Annotated in this window: 15 protein-coding genes; 6 read left to right on the plus strand and 9 right to left on the minus strand. The window is 65.7% G+C overall.

Annotated features, from left to right (window positions below; genetic code table 11):
• Window positions 1-26: 26 nt before the first annotated feature.
• Window positions 27-818, minus strand: a complete 792-nt coding sequence (locus ACTPOI_RS23580) for an IclR family transcriptional regulator domain-containing protein (protein ID WP_440113522.1) — start codon at window positions 816-818, stop codon at window positions 27-29.
• Between the two features lie 116 nt (window positions 819-934).
• Between ACTPOI_RS23580 and pobA the strand changes: the two genes are divergently transcribed.
• Entirely contained in the window at window positions 935-2,119 is a 1,185-nt protein-coding gene (gene pobA / locus ACTPOI_RS23585) for a 4-hydroxybenzoate 3-monooxygenase (RefSeq protein WP_440113525.1), read from the plus strand.
• An 84-nt stretch (window positions 2,120-2,203) separates the two neighbouring features.
• Here pobA and purH read toward each other — a convergent pair whose 3' ends face one another.
• From purH to ACTPOI_RS23605, 4 genes are all read right to left on the minus strand, one after another.
• Window positions 2,204-3,805, minus strand: coding sequence for a bifunctional phosphoribosylaminoimidazolecarboxamide formyltransferase/IMP cyclohydrolase (gene purH, locus ACTPOI_RS23590; RefSeq protein WP_440113528.1), 1,602 nt, complete (start codon window positions 3,803-3,805; stop codon window positions 2,204-2,206).
• Window positions 3,806-3,903: 98 nt separating this feature from the next.
• Complete coding sequence (locus tag ACTPOI_RS23595) at window positions 3,904-4,137, minus strand: Fis family transcriptional regulator (RefSeq protein ID WP_063458953.1); 234 nt, start codon at window positions 4,135-4,137, stop codon at window positions 3,904-3,906.
• The gene (gene dusB, locus ACTPOI_RS23600) at window positions 4,134-5,180 is read right to left on the minus strand and encodes a tRNA dihydrouridine synthase DusB (protein ID WP_440113532.1); all 1,047 of its coding nucleotides are present in this window, start codon (window positions 5,178-5,180) and stop codon (window positions 4,134-4,136) included. The genes ACTPOI_RS23595 and dusB overlap by 4 nt, the downstream gene beginning before the upstream one ends.
• Window positions 5,181-5,332: 152 nt before the next feature.
• Window positions 5,333-5,944, minus strand: coding sequence for a M15 family metallopeptidase (locus ACTPOI_RS23605; protein ID WP_440113535.1), 612 nt, complete (start codon window positions 5,942-5,944; stop codon window positions 5,333-5,335).
• A gap of 154 nt (window positions 5,945-6,098) precedes the next feature.
• Between ACTPOI_RS23605 and ACTPOI_RS23610 the strand changes: the two genes are divergently transcribed.
• Window positions 6,099-6,581 (plus strand): YqaA family protein, encoded by a 483-nt coding sequence (locus ACTPOI_RS23610; RefSeq protein ID WP_094291440.1) that lies wholly within the window; start codon window positions 6,099-6,101, stop codon window positions 6,579-6,581.
• A 30-nt stretch (window positions 6,582-6,611) separates the two neighbouring features.
• Here the strand turns inward: ACTPOI_RS23610 and ACTPOI_RS23615 are convergent, their stop codons facing one another.
• The 4 genes from ACTPOI_RS23615 to ACTPOI_RS23630 all read right to left on the minus strand — a co-directional run bounded on the left by ACTPOI_RS23615 (window position 6,612) and on the right by ACTPOI_RS23630 (window position 11,089).
• Window positions 6,612-7,853 (minus strand): diguanylate cyclase, encoded by a 1,242-nt coding sequence (locus tag ACTPOI_RS23615; RefSeq protein ID WP_440113540.1) that lies wholly within the window; start codon window positions 7,851-7,853, stop codon window positions 6,612-6,614.
• A 178-nt stretch (window positions 7,854-8,031) separates the two neighbouring features.
• Window positions 8,032-8,910: an EamA family transporter RarD gene (rarD, locus tag ACTPOI_RS23620; RefSeq protein ID WP_440113543.1), complete on the minus strand. Its 879-nt coding sequence runs from the start codon at window positions 8,908-8,910 to the stop codon at window positions 8,032-8,034.
• A 128-nt stretch (window positions 8,911-9,038) separates the two neighbouring features.
• The gene (ychF, locus tag ACTPOI_RS23625) at window positions 9,039-10,133 is read right to left on the minus strand and encodes a redox-regulated ATPase YchF (RefSeq protein ID WP_094291443.1); all 1,095 of its coding nucleotides are present in this window, start codon (window positions 10,131-10,133) and stop codon (window positions 9,039-9,041) included.
• 83 nt (window positions 10,134-10,216) lie between these two features.
• On the minus strand, window positions 10,217-11,089 hold the full coding sequence (locus ACTPOI_RS23630) for an MOSC domain-containing protein (protein WP_440113547.1): 873 nt from the start codon (window positions 11,087-11,089) through the stop codon (window positions 10,217-10,219).
• A 94-nt stretch (window positions 11,090-11,183) separates the two neighbouring features.
• Between ACTPOI_RS23630 and ACTPOI_RS23635 the strand changes: the two genes are divergently transcribed.
• From ACTPOI_RS23635 to ACTPOI_RS23650, 4 genes are all read left to right on the plus strand, one after another.
• Window positions 11,184-12,323, plus strand: coding sequence for an FAD-dependent monooxygenase (locus tag ACTPOI_RS23635; RefSeq protein ID WP_440113550.1), 1,140 nt, complete (start codon window positions 11,184-11,186; stop codon window positions 12,321-12,323).
• Between the two features lie 56 nt (window positions 12,324-12,379).
• Window positions 12,380-13,111, plus strand: a complete 732-nt coding sequence (locus ACTPOI_RS23640) for a DsbC family protein (protein ID WP_094291445.1) — start codon at window positions 12,380-12,382, stop codon at window positions 13,109-13,111.
• 26 nt (window positions 13,112-13,137) lie between these two features.
• Complete coding sequence (locus ACTPOI_RS23645; RefSeq protein WP_440113553.1) at window positions 13,138-14,970, plus strand: M61 family metallopeptidase; 1,833 nt, start codon at window positions 13,138-13,140, stop codon at window positions 14,968-14,970.
• A gap of 62 nt (window positions 14,971-15,032) precedes the next feature.
• A complete protein-coding gene (locus tag ACTPOI_RS23650) occupies window positions 15,033-15,812 on the plus strand; it encodes an enoyl-CoA hydratase (protein WP_094291447.1) in 780 nt (259 codons plus the stop codon).
• Window positions 15,813-15,837 lie beyond the last annotated feature (25 nt).

Below are 15,837 nucleotides of genomic sequence, written 5' to 3' on the forward strand. Positions count from 1 at the left end.
AATTCACATTTCTTGCGGCATCTCTATCACAACAGCCCGCGCAGCTCCCGGGCCGCGTCCTGCAACAGCGGCAGCATGTCGCGCTGCAGGCTGCCTTCATCGATCTGCTTGGGCGACGCCACCACGTTGAGCGCCGCCACCGTGTGGCCCTGCAGGTTGCGCAGCGGCACGGCCAGTGCGTGCACACCCAGCTCGTGCTCCTCCACCGCCAGGCAGCAGTCATCGCGGCGCGCCTTGGCAATCACCTGCCGCAGCAGCCCGACCTGGGTGATGGTGTGGGGCGTGAGGCGTTGCAGCCTGTGGCCCTTGAGCCATTGCGTGAGTTCCACCGGCGGCAACGCCGCCAGCAGCACCCGCCCGGTGGACGTGGGGTGCGCAGGCAGCCGCGCGCCCAGGTGCAGGCCATAGGCCAGCACGCGCGATGGTGCGCCATACACCCCGCTGCGCGCCACGATCACCACCTCGTTGCCATCCAGCACCACGGCCGAGAAGGACTGCTGCGTCTGCGCCGCCAGCCGGTTCAGCGTGGGCTGCAGCACACGCGGCAGGCGGGCGGAGGCCAGGTAGCTGCCCGAAAACCGCAGCACCTTGGGCGCCAGCCAGAAGTAGCTGCCATCCGTCTCCAGATAGCCCAGGTGCGCCAGGGTGAGCAGATGCCGCCGGGCAGCCGCCCGCGTGAGCCCGGTGCGCTGCGCGGCCAGCGTGGCGTTGAGCCGCTGGCGCTCGGTGTCAAAACTCTCCAGCACGGCCATGCCTTTGGCCATGCCTTCGATGAAGTCCGCCTTGGCGATGGGGGCAGCTGCCTGCACGATGGTCATTGCGCGATGATCGCACAACACGACCGACAATCGCACGCAACCGCCACGGCGGCCCGCTCTCTTGACGCAGATCAACCTACGCTTGGCAGCATCGAACTTCACGAGATTGCCCCACCATGCGTACCCAGGTTGCCATCATCGGCGCAGGCCCCGCCGGCCTGCTGCTCGGCCAGTTGCTCTACAAGTCCGGCATTGACGCCGTCATCATCGAACAGCGCAGCCCCGACTACGTGCTGGGCCGCATCCGCGCAGGTGTGCTGGAGCAGGTCAGCATGGACCTGCTGGACAAGGCCGGTGTCGGCGCCCGCGCCCACGCCGAGGGGCTGCCGCACGACGGCATCGAGCTGCTGTTCAAGGGCGCGCGCCACCGCATCGACCTGCACGATCTGACCGGCGGCAGCCGCGTGACCGTATACGGCCAGACCGAGGTGACGCGTGACCTGATGGACGCGCGCGCGGCCGAAGGCCTGACCACCGTGTACGACGTGCAGAACGTGCAGGTGCACGATTTCGACGGCCAGAGCCCCCGCGTGACTTACCAGAAGGACGGTCAGACGCACGAGCTGGCCTGTGACTTCATCGCCGGTTGCGACGGCTACCACGGCGTGTGCCGCGCCAGCGCGCCGGCCAACCTGCTCAAGACCTACGAACGCGTGTACCCCTTTGGCTGGCTGGGCGTGCTGGCCGACGTGCCGCCCGTCTCGCACGAACTGATTTACGCCAACACCGAACGCGGCTTTGCGCTGTGCAGCATGCGCAGCGCCACGCGCAGCCGCTACTACGTGCAGGTGCCCAGCACCGACAAGATCGAGAACTGGACCATCGACCAGTTCTGGGCCGAGCTGGGCAACCGCCTGGACCCCGAGGCGCGCGCGAACCTGGTCACCGGCCCGGCGCTGGAGATGAGCATTGCCCCACTGCGCAGCTTTGTGGCCGAACCCATGCGTTTTGGCCGCATGTTCCTGGCGGGCGACGCGGCCCACATCGTGCCGCCCACGGGCGCCAAGGGCCTGAACCTGGCGGCCAGCGACGTGGGCTACCTGTGGACAGCGCTCACCGAGTTCTACACAGAGAAATCCGCCGTGGGCATCGACACCTACTCCGACCGCTGCCTGCGCCGCGTGTGGCGGGCAGAGCGCTTCTCGTGGTGGTTCACCTCGCTGATGCACCGCTTTCCCGAGACCGGCGAATTCGGGCAGAAAATCCAGGAGGCCGAACTGGACTACCTGGTGAACTCACGCGCTGCTTCGGTGTCGCTGGCCGAGAACTACGTGGGGCTGCCGATGAATTTCGGCACCTGAACCTCAACTTCATCCTGACAACGGACATAAAAAAAGCGGCTTCCTTGGAAGCCGCTTTTTGTTGGGTGCCCGCCGCCGGTCGAATCAATGGCGGAAGTGGCGCACGCCACTGAACACCATGGCTACGCCGCGCTCGTTGGCGGCGTCGATCACTTCGTTGTCGCGCATGGAGCCACCGGGCTGGATCACGCAGGTGGCGCCTGCATCGACCACCACATCGAGGCCGTCGCGGAAGGGGAAGAACGCGTCGCTCGCCACCACCGTACCTTGCAAGGTCAGGCCAGCGTGGCCTGCCTTGATGCTGGCGATGCGGGCCGAGTCCAGGCGGCTCATCTGGCCAGCGCCCACGCCCATGGTCATGCCGCCCTTGCAGAAAACGATGGCGTTGCTCTTGACGTACTTGGCGACCTTCCAGGCGAACAGCAGGTCTTCCATTTCTTCCAGCGTGGGCTGCTTCTGGGTCACGACCTTGAGGTCGATAAGCGACAGCTCGTGGTTGTCGGCCGTCTGCAGCAGCAGGCCCGAGCCGATGCGCTTGGCGTCCATGGCGTTGCGGCCGCGTTCCCAATCCGTCTTGCCGCCGTGTGCGGGCAGGGCAATCTTGAGCAGGCGCACATTGGCCTTGGCCTTGAAGATCTCCAGCGCCTCGGCGGTGAAGTCGGGGGCCATCAGCACTTCGACAAACTGCTTGCTGACCTGGGCTGCGGCCTGGCCGTCCACCACGCGGTTAAAGGCAATGATGCCGCCGAAGGCGCTGGTGGGGTCGGTCTGGAAGGCCTTGCTGTAGGCGCTCAGCGCATCCAGGCCCACGGCCACGCCGCAGGGGTTGGCGTGCTTGACGATCACGCAGGCCGCGGCGTCAAAGCTTTTCACACATTCCCAGGCGGCATCGGCATCGGCGATGTTGTTGTAGCTCAGTTCCTTGCCCTGCAGTTGCACGCCGGTGACCAGCGAGCCGGGCGCGGGGTGCAGGTCGCGGTACAGCGCGGCTTGCTGGTGGCTGTTTTCGCCATAGCGCAGGTCTTGCACCTTGGTGAAGATGCCGTTGCTCTGGCCGGGGAACTGGGTGCGCGTAGGCACGTAGGTTTCCGACAGCTTGTCTTCTTCGAACGTGACGGACGAGAGGTAGTCGCTGATCGCGCCGTCGTACTGGGCGATGCGGTTGAAGGCGGCCACCGACAGCGCAAAGCGCAGCTTGTCGCTCAACTTGCCACCGGCCTTGAGTTCAGCCAGCACGGCCTCGTACTGGTCGGCCGAGGTGATCACGCCCACGTCCTTCCAGTTCTTGGCGGCGCTGCGCACCATGGCGGGGCCGCCGATGTCGATGTTCTCGATGGCGTCGGCCAGCGTGCAACCGGCCTTGGCCACGGTGGCTTCAAAGGGGTAGAGGTTGACCACCAGCAGGTCGATGGTGTCGATGCCGTGTTCCTTCAAGGCGGCCATGTGTTCGGGCAGCTCGCGGCGCGCCAGCAGGCCACCGTGCACCTTGGGGTGCAGCGTCTTCACACGGCCATCCAGCATTTCGGGGAACTGGGTGACCTCGGCCACCTCGGTCACGGGCAGGCCCTTGTCGGCCAGCAGCTTGGCGGTGCCGCCGGTGGACAAGAGCTTGATGCCCAGCGCATGCAGCGCTTGTGCAAATTCGACAATGCCGGTCTTGTCGGAGACGGAGAGGAGTGCGTTCATGGCGGTGGTGGTGAGGAGGTTTTGAATAAAAAAGGGCCCTTGCGCCTGTCCATCAAGGGCCAATAGCTATAAATTAGATAGCAATCAGCACGACAGCATCAGAGCAGCTTGTGCTCGACCAGCTTCTTGCGCAGGGTGTTGCGGTTCAGACCCAGCCATTCGGCCGCGCGCGACTGGTTGTTGTCCGCATGGGTCATCACCACTTCCAGCAGCGGTTTTTCGACCACACGCACCAGCATGTCGTACATGCCATCGGGCGTCTCGCCGCCCAGGTCGCGAAAGTAGCCCTGCAGGCTCTCGCGCACGCATTCTTCTATGTGTTTCTTGCTCATGCAGCCAATCCCTCTTGTTCTTCTGGTTCTGCGTCCACGCCCGTGGCGGCAGGCAGCCGGTCCATCTGTTGCCCGAGGGCATCCAGGTAGTCGGCCACGGCCTGCCACTGCGTGGTGCAGTCTTCGATCGTGTTGATGTGTTGCCTGAAGGCCTCGCCACCCGGCAACGCGCGCAGGTACCACGCAATGTGCTTGCGCGCACTGCGCACCCCGGTCAGCTCGCCATACAGGCTGTAGTGGTCTTGCAGGTGGTCCAGCAGCAGGCGGCGCACCTCGGCCACCAGCGGTGGCGCCAGGTGCTCGCCCGTGGCCAGAAAGTGGCCGATCTCGCGGAAGATCCACGGGCGGCCCTGGGCGGCGCGGCCGATCATGATCGCGTCGGCACCGGTGGCGGCCAGCACATCGCGCGCCTTTTCGGGCGAGGTGATGTCGCCGTTGGCCACCACGGGCACCTTCACCGCCGCCTTGACGGCGGCGATGGTGTCGTACTCGGCTTGGCCCTTGTAGCCCTGCTCGCGCGTGCGGCCGTGCACGGTGAGCATCTGGATGCCCACGCTTTCGAACTGCCGCGCCAATGCGACGGCGTTCTTGTGCTCCTGGCACCAGCCGGTGCGCATCTTCAGCGTGACGGGCACGTTGAAAGGCGCGCAAGCCTCGACCACGGCAGCGGCAATCTCCACCGCCAGGGCTTCGTTCTGCATCAGCGCAGAGCCCGCCCATTTGTTGCAGACCTTCTTGGCCGGGCAACCCATGTTGATGTCGATGATCTGCGCGCCGCGTTCCACGTTGTAGACCGCAGCCTCGGCCATCATCGGTGCATCGGTGCCGGCAATCTGCACGGCGATGGGCCCGGGCTCCCCTTCATGGTTGGCCCGGCGCGAGGTCTTGAGGCTGTTCCACAGGTCCTTGCGCGAGGTCACCATCTCGCTGACCGCATACCCCGCGCCCAGCGCCTTGCACAGCTGGCGGAACGGCCGGTCGGTGACGCCCGCCATCGGGGCGACAAACAACCGGTTCGCCAAAGGAATGTGGCCGATGTGCATGGGAGGGGTGCGGGAGGGGGCGACAGCGAATGCTGAAAAAGGAGGCGGGATTGTACCTGCTCAAAATTTCAGCAAATGAAATATTCCGGCAACGCTGGCTATCCCCGCGCAGGACCCCATTGGCGATGCACAAAACAGACTTTGAACAGGTTCTAGCGGGCCGCGAGATCGGCACCACCGGCTGGCTCAAGGATGGTGTCGCCATGGCGCTGCGCAAAATGCCACCAGGCATCCGGCAGGTTGTCGAACTGGTGGTGTGCCATGAGGGCGCGCAGCCACTGGCGGTTGTGCACCACGTCGGGCGAATGGCCCGTTGCCGTGGCCGCTGCCCCGGCTTGAAATCTGCCGGATGGCGTCCCCATGTCCACCGCCTGGCCATCGGCCAGCGGCCCCCGCACCACCTGACGGGCCTTCATGCCGTCTACCACCAGCACCTGCACCACCCAGCCGCCGGGGGCCAAGCAGGTGGCTTGCAGCGCCAGGCCCTGGGCCAGCAGCGCGTGGGCAGCGCGCCCGAGCTCTGCGCGGGTAGCGGGCTCGTCCCGGCACAGCGCCCTGTCTTGCGCGGTGCTGATCGCCACAGCTGGGCTGCCTGACCCGGTGGGCCCGGCATTGGACACCACTGCCTGAGGGTGGTGCGCACAAGCCGCCAGCGTCAAGGCGGCGATGCCCCCTGCGCAGCCCACCACGCGGGGCCAGGGGGCGAAGCTGCCGGAGTGGCCGGAGCGCGAGCGGGTCTGAGGGGATGCAGCAGTGGCGGGCATGGCGTACTCCTGTCGCGAGATTCGGGGGTGACCAAGCTGCACCTTACAAAACCCCTGCACCCTCGCCCATGCCGGGACAGCGCAGACTGCTGTAGGACAGTGCGCCGGTGCCCTGCATCGCCGTCGGCCGGGAGCCGCACCCTACACTCCCCCCATGGAAATCTGGATGCACCAGCTGCTGGAATGGCTGGCCCTGCCGCAATTTGGCCTGAGCACGGTCTTTGTGGTGTCGTTCGTGTCGGCCACACTGCTGCCCATGGGCTCTGAGCCCGCCGTGTTTGGCCTTGTCAAGCTCAACCCGGACCTGTTCTGGCCCGCCATCGCCGTGGCCACCGTGGGTAACACGCTGGGCGGTGGCGTGAGCTGGTGGATGGGCCTGGGCGCACACCGGGCCGTGGACAGGGCACGCGGCAATGCCACGGAGCTGCGGGCACTGAACTGGCTCAAGCGCTTTGGCCCCCGTGCCTGCCTGCTGAGCTGGCTGCCGGGGGTAGGCGACCCGCTGTGCGCCGTGGCGGGCTGGCTCAAGCTACCCTTCTGGCCCTGCCTGGCCTACATGGCGGTGGGCAAGTTCCTGCGCTACCTGGTCATGACCACTGCGCTGCTGTACTTGATGCCGGGGCAGGTCGGGACGTAGGACAGCAGAGGCGGTCTTCCCCGGACCAGGCTACAAAAACGCGTGGCCGCTGTGTTCTGAGAGCAGGGAGTCACCCTTGGCGATGGGCTCTTCCACCACCACCTGGTTGCGGCCCCCTTCTTTGGCCATGTACATCGCCGTGTCTGCGCGCGAGAAGAACTCCAGCACCGACTCGCCCAGCACGTACTGCGTCACACCAATCGACACCGTCACGCGGCCCTTGAGCAGGCCGCTCCAGGCATGTGTCTCCACCTGGGCGCGGATCCGCTCGCAGGTGTTGAGCGCGGGCAGCAGCGAAGTGGCAGGGAAGATCAGCAAGAACTCCTCGCCGCCGTAGCGCCCGAACAGGTCGCCCCCCCGCACGCCCTGCTGCGCAATGCGTGCGAAGGTGCGCAGCACCTCGTCTCCGCCCAGGTGGCCCAGCTCGTCATTGATGCGCTTGAAGTGGTCGATGTCGAGCACGGCCAGGCACAGCGGGATGCCACTTTCGTCGGCCAGCTGTTTCTGCTCCTCCAGGGCGGCCAGGATGTAGCGGCGGTTGAAGCAGCCCAGCAGCGTGTCGCGCTGCGCGTCCTCTTGGATGTTCTTGATCTTGCGGCTGGCCCGGTACAGGCTGCGGTACAGGTGCTGTACCCGGCCCATGAGAACAATGAATGCGGGCACCGACACCGCCAGCGCCAGCAGGTGCAGCAGCTCCAGGCGCAGCAGCGCGGCATTGTGCTGGTGGCTATGGTGCAGGCCGATCACCGCTGCATAGGCCACCAGTACCACAGCGGTCAGCGCCAGCAGCGTACGGCGGGGCACGGTAAAAATGCCATATGCCACCGCCACAAACATGAAGGGTGCGAACAGGATCTGCGTGACAGGGGCGAGATAGAACACCACCAGCATGCCGCCAATCGCGGTGGACACGATGGCCAGTTGCAAGTGCCGCAGCCGGATCTTCTGCTGCACGTCGGCACGGAGCACAAGCCAGAACGCCACAAAACCCACCACCACCATCGCCGCCAGCAGCGCCAGGGCCTCGCCCGCCACCATGTCCAGGGCATAAAAGCCCAGCAGGGCCAGGGCGTAGAGGCTGATCAGCCCTCCAACGGCCCACCACTTCTTGCGCTCATGCCAGTCTCCCCGGGGCCCCAGGCCGTCCAGGGCCCGGCGCCCGGGCCGCACGGCGGAGGAGGCTGCAGACGACGAGTCGTCGAACTCCAGCACGGCGTCGGTCAGGGGGAAAGCGTCTGTCGCCGAGAACAGGTTTTTGCGTGCAAAGAACATGCGGGGGCAGGCACATGCCTGGGTTTGTTCGGAAAACAGGGGGCCGAATGGCGAAGGACCCAGGCGCGGATCCTCAGCACCGTGCAGACGATCCCTTGGAACCGCGCGCGATCTTACGTGGAACTGACACAAACAATCTGCGCGTTTTCCAGTAGCGCCACCGCTTGCCCCGCCCCGTTCAGGCAGCCGCCACCCGCTGGCGCATCCACCAGCCTTCGAGGCTGTAGACCACCAGTGCCCCCCAGATCAACACGAAACCCACCAGCCGCGCGGGCTCGAAGGCTTCGTGAAAAATCCAGACCCCCAGAGCGAACTGCAGGCTGGGCGAGATGTACTGCAGGATGCCCAGCGTGGACATCGGGATCAGGCGCGCGCCCGCTGCAAACAACAACAGGGGCACAGCCGTCATGGGGCCCGCCAGCACCAGCCAGCCAATGGCGGCGGCGTCGCCTTGTACCAAGGCCCCCTGCCCTTGCCAGGCCCACCACCCCAGCACGGCGGCAGCCGCCGGCGCGAGCATCAGGGTTTCCAGCGCCAGCCCTTCGAGCGCGCCCAGCACCGCCACCTTGCGCAGCAGGCCATAGAACCCAAAGCTCAGCGCCAGCACCAGCGCGATCCAGGGCAGGCGCCCGGCTTGCAGCGTGAGCCAGAGCACACCCGCAGCCGCCACGGCCACGGCCAGCCACTGGCCCGGGCGGGGACGTTCGTGCAGGAACACGAAACCCAGCGCCACATTCACCAGCGGCAGAATGAAGTAGCCCAGGCTGGCATCCACCACATGCTGGTTCTGTACGGCCCACACATAGGTCAACCAGTTGCAGGACAACAGCACTGCTGACAACGCAAAGGCTCCCAGCACGCGCGGCTGGCGCGCCACGGTGGCCATCCAGGCCCAATGCCGGCGCACGGCCAGAAGCCCGAGCACCACCACCAGCGACCACAGCGTGCGGTGCATCACGACCTCCAGCGAGGGCACATCCGCCACCTGCCGGAAGTACAGGGGGAACAGGCCCCAGGCGATGTAGGCGAGCGCAGCGTAGAGAATTCCGGTGTTCATGGGCAAGCCCGCGGGAAAGTGGAAAGAGAGACGCAGAGAGGGCCGAAAAAAATCCCTGCCAGCCAAGCAGCCGGACAGGGACGGGGCCATGGACCCATTCGCAGGTCCGCAGGCAGGTCAGGGGTGGGTCAGACGTTGAACAGGAAGTTCAACACATCGCCGTCCTTGACCACATACTCCTTGCCTTCGGCGCGCATCTTGCCCGCATCCTTGGCGCCTTGCTCGCCCTTGTAGTGGATGTAGTCGTCGAAGGCGATGGTCTGGGCGCGGATGAAGCCCCGCTCGAAGTCGCCGTGGATCACACCGGCCGCCTGGGGCGCCGTGTCGCCCACATGGATGGTCCAGGCACGCACTTCCTTCACACCGGCCGTGAAGTAGGTCTGCAGGCCCAGCAGCTTGAAGCCTGCGCGGATCAGGCGGTTCAGGCCGGGCTCTTCCAGACCCAGCTCCTGCAGGAACATGTCGCGGTCTTCGTCTTCCATCTCGGCCATTTCGGCTTCGATCTTGGCGCAGATGGCCACCACCGGCGCACCCTGGGCTTCGGCGTAGGCCTTGAGTTTGTCCAGCAGCGGGTTGTTCTCGAAACCGTCCTCGGCCACGTTGCCCACGAACATGGCGGGCTTGGCCGTGATCAGGCAGAACTGCTTGAGCAGGGGCGCATCTTCCTTGCTCACGGCAATCGTGCGCGCGGGCTTGCCCTGGTCCAGCGCAGCCTGGATGGGGGTGAGCAGCGCAACGATCTTGGCGGCCTCCTTGTCGTTGCCGGACTTGGCCGCCTTGCTGTAGCGGTTGAGCGCCTTCTCGACCGTGGCCAGGTCGGCCAGGCACAGCTCGGTCTGGATGACTTCGATGTCCGCAATCGGGTCCACGCGGCCCGCCACGTGGATCACGTTGGGGTCTTCAAAGCAACGCACCACGTTCACGATGGCATCGGTTTCACGGATGTGCGCCAGGAACTGGTTGCCCAGGCCTTCGCCCTTGGATGCCCCCGCCACCAGGCCGGCAATGTCCACAAACTCGACGATGGCGGGCACGATGCGCTCGGGGGAAATGATCTGGGCCAGCTGCTGCAGGCGCGGGTCGGGCACTTCCACCACGCCGGTATTGGGCTCGATGGTGCAGAAGGGGTAGTTTTCGGCGGCAATGCCGGCCTTGGTCAGCGCGTTGAAGAGGGTGGACTTGCCGACGTTGGGCAGGCCCACGATGCCGCATTGGAGGCTCATGGCAGGGCTTTCTGGAATTCGGAGACAAACCGCCGATTTTACGGGGCTGCCAGCTCCCCCTTCCATCGCCCCCGGTTACTGCGTCACTCGAACCGCAAATCGGCCGCCACGCGCTGCCCCACACGCAGCACCTGGCCCGCGCCTTGGCGCACGATGGCGTTCATGCCAAAGGTGATGGCGCCATCCACGCGCTTGTCCCGGCGGTAGGTGCGCAGGGTGTCGCCCACCTCGGGGCTGGAAGTCGCCGTGGCCGGATCGATGTCGGGGATGGGGCAGCGCGCGCAGGGTTTGACCGGCTGCAGGTGAATTTCGCCGTCCGCGCCCCCGTCCACACGCACCAGGTCCACCCGGTCTTCATCGTGGGCATCAATGCCAGCCAGTACCACGTTGGGCCGGAAGCGTTCAATGCCCACTGCCGTATGGCCTGCAGCGGCCAGCCGTCCATTGAGCTCGTCCATCGAGGCCTCGCTGGCCACCAGGATGGGGAACCCGTCTGCAAACTGGTTGGGCACCTCCAACCCGTTCGTCCACTCCAGGCTAGACAAGCGCCGGTGCTCGGGGTCAAACCGCACCAGCCGGCAGGGTTGCCCGAGGAAGTCCGTGAACCACTGGGCAGCGACGGCCCCCATGTCCCAGGCGGGTACAGTGTCGCGCCACACGGTCACGGTGGCCGGTGCCTCGACGGCGTCCACCGCCACATGCAGGGCCAGCATGCCGGGCGCACGCAGCACCATCTCGTCGCTCTTGAGCTGTGGCCGGATCAGCGCCATGCGCGGCAGGGCGCGCTGGGTCAGGAACATGCCGTCGGCATCCACCACCATCCAGGCCCGGTCCAGGTCCAGCCCGGTGTCCGTGAGCAGTGCTTCCTGCACCTCGATGCCCGCACAGGACTTGATGGGGTACACAAACAGCCGCGCAATGGTGCCGGACAAATCGGAATCGGGGTTGAAGCTCACGGCCAGGGGTTCCTCTTGAGAAATGGCGACAGGGCAGAAACCGCAATTCTGCCTTGTGGCTTTGGGGTGCAGGCGCCCTCCTACAATGGCCGCCATGGCCCAAACCTTTGATATCTGTATACGCGGCGCCGGCATTGTGGGCAGGACCTTGGCATTGTTGCTGGCACGCGAGCGGCTGAAAGTGGCCCTGGTGCCAGCCCCCGCCCCGGTCAGCAAGGCGGCCGACGTCCGGGCCTATGCCCTGAACACCGCGTCGCGCCAATTGCTCGAATCCCTGCGCAGCTGGCCGGATGCCGAGCACGCGACGGCCGTGCGGCAAATGCAGGTGCAGGGAGACCAGGGTGGCGCCGTGGTGTTTGACGCTGGGCCGCAGGGCGTGGACGCGCTGGCCTGGATCGTGGATGTACCCGCCCTTGAAGCCCGCCTTGCCGAGGCCGTGCGGTTCCAACCCCAGGTCGAGGTGGTAGACGCCCCGGTGGCCGCGCCACTGACAGTGGTCTGCGAGGGCCGCGCCAGCAGCACCCGGGCCGAGTTCGGTGCCCGTTTCGAGGTCACGCCCTACGCCCAGCATGCCATCGCCACCCGCGTGCGCTGCGAGCACCCCCATGGCCAGGTTGCGCGCCAGTGGTTCCTTCCCGATGGCATCCTGGCTTTTTTGCCCCTGGATGGCGCCGAGGGGAACTCTGTGGCCGTTGTGTGGTCCGTCCCACAGGAGCAGGTCGCATCCTTGATGGCCCTGCCCCCCGAAGATTTCACCCAGGCGCTGCAAACCGCCAGCCAGCAAGTGCTGGGCACGCTGACCTTGTACGCGGATCGTGCCAGCTGGCCTTTGCAGTTGGCCAAGGCAGACCGCTGGTGTGGCAGCACGCTCGCTGCCGGGGCCAGCCCCCGCAACGAGGGCAGTTGGGTGTTGGCAGGCGATGCAGCCCACAACGTGCATCCCCTGGCGGGGCAAGGGCTCAACCTGGGGCTGGCCGATGTGCAGGCCCTGGCCGAGGTGCTGCGCACGCGTGACTACTGGCGCAGTGTGGCCGACTTGCGGCTGCTGCGGCGCTACGAACGCGAGCGCAAGGCGGCCCTGGTTGCCATGGGTTTGGCCACAGACGGACTGCAGCAGTTGTTTGCACGCCAGGAAGCCCCCTGGCAGGCGCTGCGCAACTGGGGCATGAAGGGCTTTGAACGCAGTGGCCCGCTGAAGGATTTTGTGACCCGCCGGGCCATGGGGATGCGCTGAAAACACGTTGGGACGCCCATGCGTCCTGCAAGGTATCGAGACTGAACGAGAACACCATGAAACTGACCAACTGCCTGCTGGCCATTGCCGCCATGACCCTTAGCCTGAGCGCGACAGCGCAAGAGGCCACCATCCGCAAGGCGCTGGCTGAGCGCATTCCCCAGATGGACAAGATCGACGAGGTTCGGCCCACGCCCATGGCGGGGCTGTTTGAGGTGCGCATCGGCACCGACCTTTTCTACACCGACGCCAAGGGCAACTATGTGATCCAGGGCGAGCTGATCGACACCAAGGCGCGCCGGAACCTCACGGAAGACCGCATCGCCAAGCTCACGGCCGTCGACTTTTCGGCCTTGCCGCTCAAGGACGCGTTCACCATCGTACGCGGCGATGGCAAGCGCAAGGTGGCAGTGTTCGAAGATCCCAACTGCGGCTACTGCAAACGCTTTGAGCGCGACATGCAGAAGGTGGACAACGTTACGGTGTACCTGTTCCTCTACCCCATCCTGAGCCCCGACTCTGCCGAAAAATCACGCAACATTTGGTGCTCGAAAGACCAGGCGGGTGCCTGGCAGGACATGATGGTGCGCGACAAGCCTGTCGCCTCGGCCAGCTGCGACACCAGCGCCCTGCAGCGCAACCTGATGTTCGGCAAGAAACACAAGATCACCGGCACGCCAACGCTGATCTTTGCCAATGGCTCCCGCGTGCCTGGCGCCATCGGTACGCAAGAGGTGGAAAAACGCCTGGCGGAAGCCAGCAGCGAGACCTCTGGCACAACCAACTGATTCCGAGCACCTCCGCCCCGCCGCCCATGCCCTCCCCACGCAGCACCCAGCCCGCCGAGGTTCACTACCGCATCACTCCATCCGACCTGCATGCGCACCTGTTCCGCGTCTCGCTGACCATCGCCCGCCCTGCAGCGCTGCAGGAGCTGTCCTTGCCCGTCTGGATCCCGGGCAGCTATCTGGTGCGGGAGTTTGCGAAAAATCTGCAGGAGCTGGGCGCGCGCCAAGGCAAACGTGCATTGCCCCTGGCTCAACTTGACAAGCACCGCTGGCAAGTAGCCTGCACGCCGGGCAAACCGCTGGATCTGACTTATACCGTCTGCGCCTACGACAACTCGGTGCGCACGGCCTGGCTGGACGCCTCGCGTGGCTTCTTCAACGGCACCAGCCTGTGCCTGCGCGTGCATGGCCAGGAAAAGCACCGCCACACGCTGGACATGGCCCGCACCGCTGCCACCGCGCAGTGGTCCGTGGCCACGGGGCTCCAGGCGCTGGCCACCGACAAGCAGGGCTTTGGCCTGTATGGCGCTGCCGACTACGACGAACTGGTGGACTGCCCTGTAGAACTGGGCCCGTTCTGGGTGGGCCGCTTCAAGGCCTGCGGCGTTCCCCACCAGTTTGTGGTGGCCGGTGCGGCCCCCTCTTTTGACGGCAAGCGGCTGCTGGCCGACACCCAGAAGATCTGCGAGACCGCCATCCGTTTCTGGCATGGCGCCGAAGGCAAGGCGCCGTTCAAAAGTTACGTGTTCATGCTCAATGCCGTGGCGGATGGCTATGGCGGGCTGGAGCATCGCAACTCCACGGCCCTGATCTGCGGCCGCCGCGACCTGCCCCGCCAGGGCGAGCCCCGGGCCAGCGAGGGTTACACCACGCTGCTCGGGCTGATCAGCCACGAATACTTTCACACCTGGAACGTCAAGCGCCTGCGCCCTGCCGAGTTCGCCAGGTACGACTACAGCCGGGAGAACTACACCGAGCTGCTGTGGTTCTTCGAAGGTTTCACCAGCTACTACGACGATCTGCTGCTGCGCCGCGCCGGGCTGATCGATGACGCCACCTACCTCAAGCTCATCACCAAGACCATCAACCAGGTGCTGCAAACCCCGGGCAGGGCCGTACAAACTGTGGCCCAGGCCAGCTTCGATGCCTGGGTCAAGTACTACCGCCAGGACGAAAACACGCCCAATGCCACGGTGAGCTACTACACCAAAGGCTCGCTGGTGGCCCTGTGCCTGGACCTGGCCGTGCGCCGCGAAGGCAAGACTACCCTCGACGCCGTGATGCGCGCCCTGTGGGCCCGCACGGCGGGCGGCCCGATGGCCGAGGCCGACCTGCGTGCAGTGCTGGAACAACTGGCGGGCCGCTCCTTCGATTCGGAGCTGGCGCAATGGGTGCACAGCACCTCTGAGCTACCGCTAGCCGATCTGCTGGCCGCTCACGGCGTGACCCTCAAGGCCGAAGCCCCCCAACTGGCCCAACGCCTGGGCCTGCGCGTGGCAGAGAACCACAGCGTGCAGGTCAAGACCGTGTTGCGCGGCGGCGCGGCCGAAAAGGCCGGCATGGCGGCAGGCGACGAGTGGCTGGGCCTGGAAGTGCAAGGCCAAGGCTGGCGCATTGGCAAGCTGGATGACGTCACGTTCTACGCAGGTACCGAGACGGCCTTGACTGCCATCGTGGCCCGGGACGGGCGCCTGCTGCGGCTGCCGCTGGCACTGCCCTCCACCGCTGGCGGCAAGGCTGGTGAGGCTGCCACCAAGACGCGCGGCAAAGCCGCCCCTGCGCAGTTGGCACAGCCTGCAGTGGACACGGTCAGCCTGACCCCCACCGACACGGCGGCGCTGGTGCGCTGGCTGGCCTGACGGCGTGACCGGGTTGGGTATATTCCCTGCGCTGTCACAACAATCCATACATAGGAGATTTCATGGCCTACGAAACCATCGAGGTTCGCGTTGAAGCGGACAAGGTCGGCGTCATCACGCTCAACCGCCCCAAACAGCTCAATGCGCTGAACGACCAGCTGATGAACGAGCTGGGCGCAGCCCTCAAGGCGTTCGATGCCGACGAGAACATCGGTTGCATGATCGTCACGGGCAGTGAAAAAGCCTTTGCAGCGGGCGCCGACATCGGCGCGATGGCCAAGTACAGCTTTGCCGACACCTACAAGGGCGACTACATCACCCGCAACTGGGAGACGATCCGCTCCATCCGCAAACCCGTGATTGCCGCCGTGAGTGGCTTTGCACTGGGCGGTGGCTGCGAGCTGGCCATGATGTGCGACTTCATCATCGCCGCCGACAACGCCCGCTTCGGCCAGCCAGAAATCAAGCTGGGCGTGATCCCCGGCGCTGGCGGCACGCAACGCCTGCCCCGCGCCGTGGGCAAGTCCAAGGCCATGGACATGGCCCTCACCGGCCGCATGATGGACGCCGCCGAAGCCGAACGCGCCGGACTGGTCAGCCGCGTGGTGCCTTACGACAAGCTCATGGACGAGGCCTTGGGCGCGGCCATCATCGTGGCGGGCTTCTCGCAGATCGCCGTGATGGCCGCCAAGGAGTCGGTGAACCGGGCGTTCGAAGGCACTCTGTCCGACGGCGTGATGTTCGAGCGCCGCCTCTTCCACGCGCTGTTTGCCACCCAGGACCAGAAGGAAGGCATGGACGCTTTCATGAACAAACGCACAGCCAACTTCACACACCAATAATTTTTGTTCTATAATATTGGTCTTG

This window comes from Acidovorax sp. BL-A-41-H1, from assembly GCF_051942715.1.

Bases quoted from the DNA above. Each gene is read 5' to 3' on its own strand.
- ACTPOI_RS23580 (WP_440113522.1), bottom strand. From the start codon at position 818: ATGACCATCGTGCAGGCAGCTGCCCCCATCGCCAAGGCGGACTTCATC.
- pobA (WP_440113525.1), top strand. From the start codon at position 935: ATGCGTACCCAGGTTGCCATCATCGGCGCAGGCCCCGCCGGCCTGCTG.
- purH (WP_440113528.1), bottom strand. From the start codon at position 3,805: ATGAACGCACTCCTCTCCGTCTCCGACAAGACCGGCATTGTCGAATTT.
- ACTPOI_RS23595 (WP_063458953.1), bottom strand. From the start codon at position 4,137: ATGAGCAAGAAACACATAGAAGAATGCGTGCGCGAGAGCCTGCAGGGC.
- dusB (WP_440113532.1), bottom strand. From the start codon at position 5,180: ATGCACATCGGCCACATTCCTTTGGCGAACCGGTTGTTTGTCGCCCCG.
- ACTPOI_RS23605 (WP_440113535.1), bottom strand. From the start codon at position 5,944: ATGCCCGCCACTGCTGCATCCCCTCAGACCCGCTCGCGCTCCGGCCAC.
- ACTPOI_RS23610 (WP_094291440.1), top strand. From the start codon at position 6,099: ATGGAAATCTGGATGCACCAGCTGCTGGAATGGCTGGCCCTGCCGCAA.
- ACTPOI_RS23615 (WP_440113540.1), bottom strand. From the start codon at position 7,853: ATGTTCTTTGCACGCAAAAACCTGTTCTCGGCGACAGACGCTTTCCCC.
- rarD (WP_440113543.1), bottom strand. From the start codon at position 8,910: ATGAACACCGGAATTCTCTACGCTGCGCTCGCCTACATCGCCTGGGGC.
- ychF (WP_094291443.1), bottom strand. From the start codon at position 10,133: ATGAGCCTCCAATGCGGCATCGTGGGCCTGCCCAACGTCGGCAAGTCC.
- ACTPOI_RS23635 (WP_440113550.1), top strand. From the start codon at position 11,184: ATGGCCCAAACCTTTGATATCTGTATACGCGGCGCCGGCATTGTGGGC.
- ACTPOI_RS23640 (WP_094291445.1), top strand. From the start codon at position 12,380: ATGAAACTGACCAACTGCCTGCTGGCCATTGCCGCCATGACCCTTAGC.
- ACTPOI_RS23645 (WP_440113553.1), top strand. From the start codon at position 13,138: ATGCCCTCCCCACGCAGCACCCAGCCCGCCGAGGTTCACTACCGCATC.
- ACTPOI_RS23650 (WP_094291447.1), top strand. From the start codon at position 15,033: ATGGCCTACGAAACCATCGAGGTTCGCGTTGAAGCGGACAAGGTCGGC.